The organism is Colwellia sp. BRX10-1, assembly GCF_014077545.1.
GTDB lineage: Bacteria > Pseudomonadota > Gammaproteobacteria > Enterobacterales > Alteromonadaceae > Colwellia_A.
Window position 1 is genome coordinate 19,065 of the sequence record NZ_JACGWC010000020.1, and the last position, 12,997, is coordinate 32,061.

Annotated in this window: 8 protein-coding genes; 1 reads left to right on the forward strand and 7 read right to left on the reverse strand. The window is 39.0% G+C overall.

The window, feature by feature from the left end; genetic code table 11:
- The first annotated feature begins 666 nt into the window (after nt 1–666).
- Nucleotides 667–3,687, forward strand: coding sequence for a TonB-dependent receptor (locus H4J75_RS14710; RefSeq protein ID WP_182222557.1), 3,021 nt, complete (start codon nt 667–669; stop codon nt 3,685–3,687).
- A 497-nt stretch (nt 3,688–4,184) separates the two neighbouring features.
- On the opposite strand, the gene glmS is transcribed toward H4J75_RS14710, so the two are convergent.
- From glmS to atpA, 7 genes are all read right to left on the reverse strand, one after another.
- Nucleotides 4,185–6,017: a glutamine--fructose-6-phosphate transaminase (isomerizing) gene (gene glmS / locus H4J75_RS14715; RefSeq protein WP_182222558.1), complete on the reverse strand. Its 1,833-nt coding sequence runs from the start codon at nt 6,015–6,017 to the stop codon at nt 4,185–4,187.
- Nucleotides 6,018–6,029: 12 nt separating this feature from the next.
- A complete protein-coding gene (locus tag H4J75_RS14720) occupies nt 6,030–6,791 on the reverse strand; it encodes a DeoR/GlpR family DNA-binding transcription regulator (RefSeq protein WP_182217845.1) in 762 nt (253 codons plus the stop codon).
- A gap of 191 nt (nt 6,792–6,982) precedes the next feature.
- Complete coding sequence (gene glmU / locus H4J75_RS14725; RefSeq protein WP_182222559.1) at nt 6,983–8,356, reverse strand: bifunctional UDP-N-acetylglucosamine diphosphorylase/glucosamine-1-phosphate N-acetyltransferase GlmU; 1,374 nt, start codon at nt 8,354–8,356, stop codon at nt 6,983–6,985.
- Nucleotides 8,357–8,621: 265 nt separating this feature from the next.
- Nucleotides 8,622–9,044 (reverse strand): F0F1 ATP synthase subunit epsilon, encoded by a 423-nt coding sequence (locus H4J75_RS14730; RefSeq protein WP_070375313.1) that lies wholly within the window; start codon nt 9,042–9,044, stop codon nt 8,622–8,624.
- A 74-nt stretch (nt 9,045–9,118) separates the two neighbouring features.
- Nucleotides 9,119–10,504, reverse strand: coding sequence for a F0F1 ATP synthase subunit beta (atpD, locus tag H4J75_RS14735; RefSeq protein ID WP_070375312.1), 1,386 nt, complete (start codon nt 10,502–10,504; stop codon nt 9,119–9,121).
- 58 nt (nt 10,505–10,562) lie between these two features.
- On the reverse strand, nt 10,563–11,423 hold the full coding sequence (atpG, locus tag H4J75_RS14740) for a F0F1 ATP synthase subunit gamma (protein ID WP_070375311.1): 861 nt from the start codon (nt 11,421–11,423) through the stop codon (nt 10,563–10,565).
- Nucleotides 11,424–11,450: 27 nt separating this feature from the next.
- On the reverse strand, nt 11,451–12,992 hold the full coding sequence (atpA, locus tag H4J75_RS14745; protein WP_070375310.1) for a F0F1 ATP synthase subunit alpha: 1,542 nt from the start codon (nt 12,990–12,992) through the stop codon (nt 11,451–11,453).
- Between the last annotated feature and the right edge of the window lie 5 nt (nt 12,993–12,997).

Below are 12,997 nucleotides of genomic sequence, written 5' to 3' on the forward strand. Positions count from 1 at the left end.
AACAGTCAGATAAAAACCAAGCGATTGATTTAAATACCCTTTAACTAAAATTTATTGTTAAATACATACTTATCATTATATGATAATTTATTATATTTTTAGCTCATACAAAGCGCTGTAGTTTTACAATAACGTTTATATTGTTACTAATAAACATCACTTTAATGGCTATTATCTAATAGATTATTGTTGAATCAATTGTGCGCCGCCCCCTGGTTAACCAATAAAAAACATATGGTTGATCAAAAAACATTCAACCATAACCTATTTAGACCATTACAATATATAAAATAGACTCCTTTATATTTTATTAGAATATAAAAGATACATATAAAAATAAAAACATTCGTTATTACTAATGCACAATAATCGACCAAAAACTGTTTATTCAATGACTTACAAGATAAAACAACAATTAATAAACAACCTGGTAACCAACAAAACAAATATTGGCATACCAATTAACACATATTTACACTTGTTTTGTATAACCAAAAGATTGACCTTTCCAATTTTTATTGTAACTATCTGTAGTAATTCCTTATCAGTACTAAGTAATTTACTTGTAAGGTGTTGGAGGTTTAGGGGACGATTTTTATAAATTAAAGATGTGGCTTTTGAGATGTTTACAAATCAAATTTCAAAAAAACTACACAGGGGAAATATATGAGACAAAAATTATCAAAATTAACATTAGCGATTCTTTCAGCTACCTCGCTGAATTTTGCAGCATCGGTAAGTGCACAAGAAGCTGAAATAGATCCACAAGTAAACAATGAAACTGAAATTGAAGTAATTCAGGTTACGGGTATGCGAAGCTCTCTAACGACTGCCCTTGCAGAAAAACGTGAAACAGCTAACCTGGTCGAAGTCATTATGGCTACAGATATTGGTAAGCTACCTGACCAAAACCTTGCAGAGGTTCTTGAAAACGTAACAGGCGTTCAAATCACAAGAACAGCTGGTATAGGTACTGGTGTTCAAATTCGTGGTAGTAACGCTAACCGTGTTGAAATTAATGGTGCTTCTACAGTCGGCTCAGGGTCTGGACGAAGTGGAATGAATTTTGAAGATCTTTCTGCGGCCATTATCGCGGGTGTTGAAATAACAAAATCACCAGAAGCTAAAACGACCGAAGGCTCTATTGGTGGCACGGTAAATTTACGTACTATTCGTCCTCTTGAGTTGACTGAGACATTAGGATCACTTCGCTTACAAGGTGAAGACAGTAGTTTAACCACTGATGGTGTTCAGCCAAGATTCTCAGGAGCATACGGAGATAACTGGGAACTTGACTCAGGTAAATTTGGATTTGTTATAAGTGGTAGCTACGCTAAACAAGAAGCTACGTCATTTCGTCCACGCGTTGACCGTGATGGTAGCCTTGTTGAAAATGTTAACGCTGACGTCTATAGAAGTGGCACATTAGAAGATCAAGCAACTAAAAGACCTGCAGCTCAAGATTTCGATTTTCTCGGCATTCAATTCCTTAATCAGGAATTAGAAAATTTTGAATATGAAACAACCAATATTGCCACTACTCTTGAGTTTGCCCCTAACGACAACACAAAATTTTTCTTTGATGCTATTATTACCAGCCAAGAGCGTCGTCAAGAAAGTACACGAGTACAAGGTTCAGGTGTTAATAGTGTACTTAACTACACTTTACCTTCTCAGTTTGAAACAATAAACTTTGGCTCTCTTGATGGTGTAAATCTAGGCAGTATTCAAGCGGCTACCAGAGGCACAATTCAACCAATCAATTCAGTTGATGACGACGATCCAAACTTACGCTTTAACAGTGATACTGGTGCTCGTGTAACAGACACCGAAGTTTTTAGATTTGGTGGTGAATGGCAAGGTAATAACTTATTTGTAAGTGCAGAGTTATCTACAGCAAATTCTGATACCGTTACCCCTTCATTAAACACTCAATTAAACTTTATTAACCCTAACCCACTGACGCCTCTTGATGGTTCGAGTAACGATAACAGTGTGCCATTTATTTATGATTTAACTGGTGACTCATTGGCATTTGGTATTGATTTTGCTTCTCCATTCGCACCAACTGTTGATGATTTACTTAATCCAAATAACGTTGTGCTAGATCAGGTAGACATAAGTAGAAGCTCTACAGATAATTCTGAAAATGCATTCCGCACTGATTTCACTTATTTTATCGATGAAAGTATGATCACTTCTGTTGATTTCGGTTATCGCTACAATGAAACAAAACATAGTGCAGTATCAATATCTGATCGTATTGGTGGCTTCAGCAAAATGGTTGATAGTCCAAACGGCGCTTTGTTTTCAGAACTTCTTGTTGCTGGTCCTAGCCACTTTGGTGATGCTGATGGCAGAGAACTAGCCCTTAGAAATTTTCTTATTGTTAATCCAGACTTAGCATTCAATGACCCAGACGGTGTGTTAGCGACCTTAGAAGCGGCTATTGTTGCTCATGGTGGTAACCAAGACTTTTCAAACCTAACACCTTCAGATACCGCAGCTTTTAAAATAAAAGAAGAAACGCATGCGCTATACGCACAAGCAAACTTTGAATATAAAATGTTCCGTGGTAATTTTGGTGTTCGTCATATATCAACAGATATTGCATCAACAGGTAATACAGTAGTCAATGGTGTTGCAACGCCAGCAACAAACAAAGGTGATTATAGTTATACATTACCTCGTTTGAATTTAGTTGCCGATGTAACTGACGATGTGGTTTTACGTTTAGGTTGGGGTAAAGACATTCTTCGTCCTAACTTTGGCGATTTAAATACCTCGGTATCATTTGGTACAAACGAAAATCAATCTGTCGAAATTGGTAATGCTGGTTTGGAACCTGAAGAAGTCACTTCGTTTGATCTTTCTGCTGAATGGTATTTTGCTGAGGCAGCAGTAGTTAGTATCGGCTATTTCAAAAAAGAACGTACTAACTTATTTGTTACTCAATTAGAAAGTGCTGCAATTGACGCAAACGGTTGGCGTGAACCTGGACCTACATGTGCAGGAGGCGGTATCTATAACCCTGCGGTTCAGCCTAATGCAATCGGAGATCCAAATACCACAGGTTTGTGTGTTGATGTTGAAACACTTTTTAATGATACTGCAACAACGACTCAATCAGGTATAGAAATGGCTGTCCAGTATGACCTTTCCAGCTTCGAAGAAGACTTAGGTTGGGCATCAGGTTTCGGCATTGTCGCCAACTACACCATACAAGAGTATAAAGGCGGTTCAGCTTTTTACACTTCAGCGTCACGCGGAACAGATATCCTTAATGCAATACAAGGTGTTTATGACGATGCAAACTTTGTCACGTATTCATCAGAACGAGGTTTACTTGATTTTTCAGAAAACGCTTACAATGTAGCTGTTTACTATGAAAAATTTGGTCTTTCAGCAAGATTACGTTATACGTGGCGTGATGCGTTCCGCACTGAAGATACTGCAGCGGGTGCTAGCCTTAACTCTACATTAGGCTTCCCTGTCGTAACGCATGACAGAGGACAACTTAATGCTAGTGTAAGTTATGACGTCGATGAAAATTTAAACCTTGGTGTTGAAGCTGTCAACTTAACAGAGTCAGACATTACACAGTCATGTGTTAATGAAGGGGCTATGTTATGTGCTCAAGGTATAACAGACCGTCGTATTACCTTTGGTATTAGCTACAAGTTCTAAGAAATAAAAAGCGCTTATTCCGTCCTATAGTCATATTTATTTGTATGTAAGCGCTGTAGGTAAAGCATCAACTAAGTCATTAATGAGAAAAATCTCGTTAATGACTTTTTTTTAAATAAAAATAGTGCTGTGATAACAACCAAGGTTATCGTAGAAAATAAAGAGTGATTTTCTAAAATGATAAAAGTGTAATGGAGGTTAAGCGGACTATTTATTAAGACAAATTAGTGTCTACATTAGCTCGGCTATGTGGCATTAGTGATTAGTAGACTAAAAAATTATAATTCCAGACGAGATTAACCCCTTAAGCACTAAAGCATTTTATTTTAAGTCATTACTCGACTAGATTAGATGAAAGACCCTAACAATGAATCTATGACCAATAAAAAAGCGACCACTCAAAAGAGTAAGTCGCTTTATAATTAAGATCTCATATCTACTGATTAGATCTCAAACCTATTTATCGATAACAACAATTTTCTTTAATATAAGACTTATTACTCAACGGTAACTGATTTTGCTAAGTTACGAGGTTGATCAACATCTGTGCCTTTAATTATTGCGACATAATATGAAAGCAATTGCAGTGGTAACGTATAAACAATGGGTGCGATTAAATCGTCACATACCGGCACATTAATAACTTTCATCGTATCATCACTGGCAAAATTTGCTTCACTGTCAGCGAACACATACATTAAGCCACCGCGCGCACGGACTTCTTCAACATTTGATTTAAGCTTTTCAATTAAATCATTTTTAGGCGCAACAACGATTACAGGCATATCAGCATCGATTAACGCTAATGGTCCATGTTTTAATTCACCAGCGGCGTATGCTTCAGCGTGGATATAAGAGATTTCTTTTAACTTCAAAGCCCCTTCCATAGCGATAGGATATTGGTCGCCACGACCTAAAAACAAAGCGTTGTGTTTGTCAGCAAAGTCTTCTGCTAAATCTTCGATAGAACTTGCTAATGCTAAGACTTCTTCTAGTTTACTGGGTAAAGCCATTAATGAACTGGCGATTTCATTTTGAACCGTTTCACTCATACCGTGATGTTTACCTATAGCCCATGTCATCATTAACAAGCCGACTAACTGTGTGGTAAATGCTTTGGTAGAAGCAACGCCAATTTCTGCACCCGCTTTGGTCATGAAAGCGAGATCAGATTCACGTACTAAAGATGAACCGGCTACGTTACAAATAACTAAGCTGGCTTTATAGCCAAGCTCTTTTGCTAAGCGAAGTGCCGCTAAAGTATCAGCTGTTTCACCCGACTGAGAGATAGTTACAATTAAGGCATTTTTAGGAACATGAGACTTTCGGTATCTAAACTCACTAGCAATCTCTATATTACAAGAAACACCCGCTAGCGACTCTAACCAATACCGTGCCACCATACCTGAATGGTAGCTAGTACCACAGGCAATAATCTGTACGTGTTCGATACCCTTAAATATTTCATCCGCGCCTTCACCAAAAGTATTCATATCGAGCACATTACCAGACAAGCGACCCTCTAAAGTATTTCGGATAGCCGTAGGTTGTTCGTAAGTTTCTTTTAGCATGTAGTGACGGTATTCACCTTTATCACCACTGTCTTGACTGATATCTTGTTCTTTTGCTTCACGCTTTACGGGTACGCCGTTAGTATCAAATACGTTAACTTCAAAACGAGTGACTTCAGCAACGTCACCTTCTTCAAGAAAAGCAAACTTTCGGGTGACCGGTAATAGCGCCATCATATCAGAGGCTATAAAATTTTCACCTACGCCATAACCTATCACTAAAGGGCTGCCAGAGCGTGCAACAACTACACGACTCTTATCGGTCGTATCAAGTACAACTGTGCCATAGGCGCCATCAAGCTGCTTAACTGTTTTTTGTACTGCTTCAAGTAAGGTCGCTGATGTTTTCAATTCAAGATGAACTAAATGAGCAATAACTTCAGTATCTGTTTCTGAAACAAATTCGTAGCCCAAGCCCTGCAAACGTATTCTTAAACTTTGATGATTTTCGATGATACCATTATGAACAACAGCGATATTTTCACTAGATACATGTGGGTGAGCATTCACTTCACTTGGCGCACCATGAGTAGCCCAGCGCGTATGAGCAATACCTGTTCCACCTGATAAAGGGGTTGTTATTAAAGCGTCTGCTAACTCTTGTACTTTGCCTAAGCGGCGTACTCTGTTTAATTGGTTGTTATTATCGATAATAGCAACACCGGCTGAGTCATATCCACGGTATTCTAGGCGTTTTAACCCTTCAACTAATATATCTGCTACATCACGTTGTGCTACAGCACCTACGATCCCACACATAGTTTTTTCCTTTTATTTTGCAATGAGTAATTTAACGTCTTGTTCTAAGAGTTTGGCTTTGAGTTCATCAGACAGATCTGCATCAGTGATCAGTATGTCTATATTTTGCCAAGGAATTTCAACGTTAGGTATTTTACGATTAATTTTTTCAGATTCAACAAGTACAATAACTTCACGAGAGACGTCGGCCATCACGCGGCTAAGCCCTAAAAGCTCATTAAAAGTAGTCGTGCCACGCTCTATATCGATACCATCGGCACCAATAAAAAGTTGGTCAAAATCATAAGATCTCAAGACACTTTCCGCTACTTGACCTTGAAAAGACTCAGAATGTGTATCCCAAGTGCCCCCGGTCATCAATAATGTCGGTTCATTTTCAAGCGCATGCAAGTCAGAAGCTATAGCTAAAGAGTTGGTCATTACGATTAAACCTTGTTTGCTATTAAGCTCTTTCACTAAGGCCGAAGTCGTACTACCGCTGTCGATAATGATGCGGTTATGATCACGAATAAGTGTTGCCGCTTTACTGGCAATTGAAACCTTTCGTTTCGAAACTTTATCAGACTTATGCTCAATAATATCTCTAGGCAAAGGCACAGCTCCACCGTAGCGTCTGAGCAATAATCCGCTATTTTCTAGCGCAGCTAAATCTTTTCTGATGGTTACTTCTGAAGTAACGAATTTTTTTGCAAGACTATCGACACTTACTTCTCCGTGCTCATTAAGCTCAGAGATAATACTGTGGCGACGCTGCTGGGTGTTTCTTTTTGACATGCGATTAGTTTATCTTTTGTTTCGACACTTATCTTACAGAATAAGTTTCGTTTAGTAACTTAAGCTATTAGAACAAAAGTATGCTTTTATGGCAATAAATATTTATTTCACTGATATTAATCCTAATTAATATCAGTGAACATAAAAAAGAGGCACATATTGCGCCCCTTTCATTTTAAATATCAATTAACCTAGCTTTTTTTGGTCGGTCTTTGCCAGCCGGTTATATTTCTTTGTTTACCTCTAGCAACCGCTAATTCACTGGCTGCTACATCTTTAGCAATAACAGAGCCTGCACCTATGGTGGCATTAGCACCGATAGTAACCGGGGCCACTAACGAACTATTTGAACCGACGAAAGCACCGTCATCTATAATAGTTTTAAACTTATTAACGCCGTCATAGTTACAAGTGATGGTTCCAGCGCCAATATTTACATTCTGACCAATAATCGTATCGCCCAGATACGTTAAGTGTCCCGCTTTACTACCAGCTCCTAAAGTTGTTTTTTTCATTTCAACAAAATTACCAACATGAGAGTCTTTATTCATTACAGAGCCGGGGCGTAGTCGAGCAAATGGGCCGACAGAACAGTCTTTACCAACAACGGCGTCTTCGATAATACTATTTGCTTTAACTATGCTATTTTCGCCGATTGTACAATTTTTTAAAATACAATTGGCTCCTATTTGCACACCACTCGCTAAGGAAACATCACCTTCGAAAATACAATTGATGTCGATATGCACTTCTTCTCCAATGACTACGTTTCCACGAATATCGATGCGGTTAGGATCACGTAGGCTTGCCCCCGCTATCATTAACGCTTCGGCTTCACGTAGTTGGAAAGCTCGTTCTAATGAAGCAAGTTGCACTCGATTATTGGCACCTTCAACTTCAATCTCGGTATCGGGATGAGCAGTAGCAATAGTTTTACCTTCATGATGACATGCGGCAATAATATCAGTTAAGTAATATTCACCTTGGGCATTGTCACTTGACAAATTTGCTAACCAACGTTTTAAATCGCCACCATTTGCTAATAAAATGCCGGTATTAGCTTCGGTAATTAATAACTGTTCGGCCGAAGCATCTTTTTGCTCTATGATGCCAACCACTACATTATCTTTACGCATAATACGACCGTAGCCAGTAGGATCAGCTAAATTTACCGTTAGTAATCCCATACCATGGTCTGGTTTAACCGCTAATAATTTTTCTAATGTACTAACTTTGGTCAGTGGTACATCACCATAAAGCACTAAAACATTTTCATTATCTTTAATGAAAGGTGATGCCATATCTACGGCATGTCCGGTACCTAGTTGTTCTTTTTGTTCAATAAAGGTTAAATCATCATTTGCACTACTATTCGCTATTGTCGCTTTTAATACTTCACCACCAAAGCCATAGACAATATAGATATTATCAGCGTTTAATTGGCGTGCAGCATTAATGACATGGCTAACCATAGGTTTGTCAGCAATTGCGTGAAGTACTTTAGGGAGTGATGAACGCATGCGAGTACCTTTACCCGCGGCAAGAATGACAACTGAAAGAGACATAGTATATCCGTTATTTATGTTTTTGATGGTAATAACAAATATTGTAACCTTGTTTTAACAGATAAACTATAGCCATGTAGCGCTATAAGTATCTGATATATTTTACATCATCAAGATTAATCGTTTAACAAGGTTCAGTAAATTTAACCGAGTGGCCGTGTAGTAAGACTTAATTAGCCAGTATATTAAAGACAAAAAAAAGCGATATATACCTTAAGTAAATATCGCTTTTCTGTCACTAAAACTTAGTGCTTTGTCTGTAAAGTTAGACTTTCTTATTAGACGCTTGTATTACGCGTAATTGCGCAGTTACTCGCGCTAATTCAGCCGCAACTTCAGCAAAACCAACATCTCCGCCATGGGCGTTCATGTGTTTTTCTGCACGTTGCTTAGCTTCTAATACTTCTTTTTCATCCAAATCGTCTGCACGTATCGCTATATCAGCTAATACGGTTACGTTATTTGGTTGAACTTCTAACATGCCGCCAGAAAGATATATAACATCTACTGAGCCACCATATTTAACAATACGAGCCATACCAGGTTTTAGCGAGGTCAATAAAGGTGCGTGACCAGGCATAATACCTAGTTCACCTTCTGAACCTGTGATCTGTAATGATTCAATACGTCCAGAGAATAGATTCTCTTCTGCACTTACTACATTTAGATTTACCGTCATTGCTGACATTTTGACCTCCTAAAGTAGGCGGTTAGATCGTTAATAAGTCGATGACTTACGTTAACCTAACACGCCCAAGCAAATTACATGTTTTTAGCTTTTTCAACTGCTTCTTCGATAGAACCAACCATATAAAAAGCTTGCTCAGGTAAATCATCGTATTCACCTGCAAGTAAGCCTTTAAAACCACTGATAGTGTTTTTAAGTGACACATACTTACCAGGAGAACCGGTGAATACTTCAGCAACAAAGAACGGTTGAGATAAAAAGCGTTGAATCTTACGTGCACGATTCACAGCTAATTTGTCTTCTTCAGATAATTCATCCATACCTAAGATGGCGATAATATCTTTAAGTTCTTTGTAACGTTGTAATGTTGATTGAACACCACGGGCAGTTTCGTAATGCTCAGCGCCAACAACTAATGGATCAAGTTGACGAGAAGTAGAATCTAGTGGGTCAATTGCAGGGTAAATACCTTGCGAAGCGATATCACGACTCAATACAACCGTTGCATCTAAGTGAGCAAAAGTAGTAGCTGGAGAGGGATCAGTCAAATCATCTGCTGGTACGTATACCGCTTGGATTGAAGTGATTGAACCTTTCTTAGTTGAAGTAATACGCTCTTGAAGTACACCCATTTCTTCAGCAAGTGTTGGTTGATAACCAACCGCTGATGGCATACGACCAAGAAGTGCAGATACTTCAGTACCGGCTAATGTATAACGGTAAATGTTATCAACAAAGAATAATACGTCACGACCTTCGTCACGGAATTTCTCTGCCATTGTTAAACCTGTAAAGGCAACACGTAAACGGTTTCCTGGAGGCTCGTTCATTTGACCGTAAACAAGTGATACTTTATCAAGTACATTTGAATCGTTCATTTCATGATAGAAATCGTTACCTTCACGAGTACGCTCACCTACACCAGCAAATACTGAGTAGCCGCTATGCTCAATCGCGATGTTACGAATAAGTTCCATCATGTTAACGGTTTTACCAACACCAGCACCACCGAACAAACCAACTTTACCACCCTTAGCGAATGGACAAACTAAATCGATTACTTTGATACCAGTTTCAAGTAGCTCATTTGACATCGCTTGGTCAGCATATGCTGGCGCTTGGCGGTGAATTGACCACTTTTCTTCTTCGCCGATTGGGCCAGCTTCATCGATAGGCTCACCCAATACGTTCATGATGCGACCCAAAGTTGCAGTACCTACTGGAACTTGGATGTTCTCACCTGTGTTTTCTACATTCAGACCACGACGTAAACCGTCAGATGAACCCATGGCGATAGTACGAACTACGCCACCACCAAGTTGCTGTTGTACTTCAAGTACTAAGCCACTAAGGTTACCTTCAGTTATTTTTAACGCGTCATATACCTGAGGTACAGCATTTTGTGGAAATTCTACATCCACAACTGCGCCAATGATTTGGACGACTTTACCTGTACTCATGTTTAATCCTCTAATCTTGTGCTCTTATTTACTAATAAAATAAACAAAGAACTTTTGTTTATACCGCTGCTGCACCAGCACAGATTTCACCCAATTCTTGAGTAATACTTGCTTGACGCGCTTTGTTATATACCAATTGTAAATCATCAATTAAGTCACCCGCATTATCTGTTGCAGCTTTCATTGCAACCATACGAGCAGCTTGTTCACAGGCGAGATTTTCAACCACACCTTGATATACTTGCGATTCCGTATAACGAACGAGCAGTTTTTCAAGTAAAACTTGAGCATCAGGTTCGTATAAATAATCCCAGCTATGCTTAAATGCGTCATCATCTGACTTAGGCAAAGGTAAAAGTTGATCGATTGTTGGTTTTTGCGTCATGGTATTAACAAATTTGTTATATACAATGAACAATCTATCTATTTCACCACTATCATAGGCATTCAACATCACCTTAACACTACCAATTAAATCAGTTAGTGAAGGATTGTCACCTAATCCAGACTTCTGCGACACTATTTTAGCACCGATATTGTTAAAAAATGACGTAGCTTTAGAACCCACTATGGCAAATTCAACATCGGCGCCCGCTGTTTGGTGTGTACCCGCATCAACAAGTACCTTTTTAAATAAATTAATATTTAAACCACCACACAAACCACGGTCTGTTGAGACAACGATATAACCTACACGCTTGACTTCACGTTCAACCATATATGGATGACGAAATTCTAAATTACCAAGTGCGACGCGACCGATCACATCTCGCATATTCTCAGCGTATGGACGAGATGCAGCCATGTTATCTTGCGCTTTGCGCATTTTACTAGCTGCAACCATTTCCATTGCGCTGGTGATCTTCTGTGTATTTTTTACACTTCCAATCTTTGATTTAATCTCTTTACCACCAGCCATGACTATTCTCCAAAAAGGTGAACTAAATTACCAAGTTTGAGTAGCTTTAAAAGCTTCAATTGCTTTCGCTAAACCAGACTCGATATCTTTGTTATAGTCGCCTTTTTCATTGATAGTAGCCATCAACTCAGCGTGATCATTGTTTACGTAAGTGCGTAATGCATCTTCAAAATCAACCACTTTAGCGATTTCAACATCGTTTAAGTAACCTTTTTCTGCAGCAAATAACGATACAGCTGTTTCAGCAATTGACAATGGACTGTATTGCTTTTGCTTCATCAGTTCAGTAACACGTTGTCCATGCTCTAATTGAGCACGAGTCGCGTCATCTAAATCTGAAGCAAATTGAGCAAATGCAGCTAATTCAGCATATTGTGCTAAGGCTAAACGTATACCACCACCTAACTTCTTGATGATTTTAGTTTGCGCAGCACCACCAACACGAGAAACAGAAATACCAGCGTTAACAGCAGGACGAATACCTGAGTTAAATAGGTTAGACTCTAAGAAAATCTGACCATCAGTAATTGATATTACGTTAGTTGGTACGAAAGCAGATACATCACCCGCTTGCGTTTCAATGATAGGTAAAGCCGTTAATGAACCCGTTTTACCTTTAACTGCACCGTTGGTAAACTTTTCTACGTATGCTTCGTTTACACGAGCAGCACGTTCAAGTAAACGACTGTGAAGATAGAAAACGTCACCTGGGTAAGCTTCACGACCTGGTGGACGACGTAAAAGTAATGAAATTTGACGGTAAGCAACTGCTTGCTTAGACAAATCATCATATACGATTAATGCATCTTCTCCACGATCTCGGAAGTATTCACCCATAGTACAGCCAGAATATGCTGACAAGTACTGTAGTGCGGCAGCTTCAGAAGCACCAGCAACAACAACGATAGTATTATCTAACGCGCCGTGCTCTTCTAAAGAACGTACTAAGTTAGCAACTGTAGAAGCCTTTTGGCCTATTGCTACATATACACACTTAATACCAGTATCTTTTTGGTTAATAATGGCATCTAAAGCGATGGCAGACTTACCAATTTGACGGTCACCAATGATAAGTTCACGTTGGCCACGGCCAATTGGAATCATTGAATCAATTGATTTAATACCTGTTTGTACAGGTTGATCAACAGATTTACGTTCGATAACACCTGGTGCTAAAACTTCAACAGGAGAAAAACCATCATTTTCAATAGGTCCTTTACCGTCAATAGGTTCACCCAAAGTGTTAACCACTCGACCTAATAAACCACGACCTACTGGTACTTCTAAAATACGACCAGTACTTTTAACTTTTACGCCTTCAGCTAAGTCAGCGTATGGACCCATAACTACCGCACCGACCGAATCACGGTCAAGGTTTAACGCGATAGCAAAACGGCTACCAGGAAGTTCGATCATTTCACCTTGCATTACATCAGCAAGGCCATGTATACGAATAATACCGTCAGTTACAGAAACGATAGTACCTTCGTTGCGAGCTTCGCTGACAACGTCAAACTGTTCAATACGATTTTTGATCAGTTCGGCGATTTCAGTGGAATTCAGTTGCATGCTCT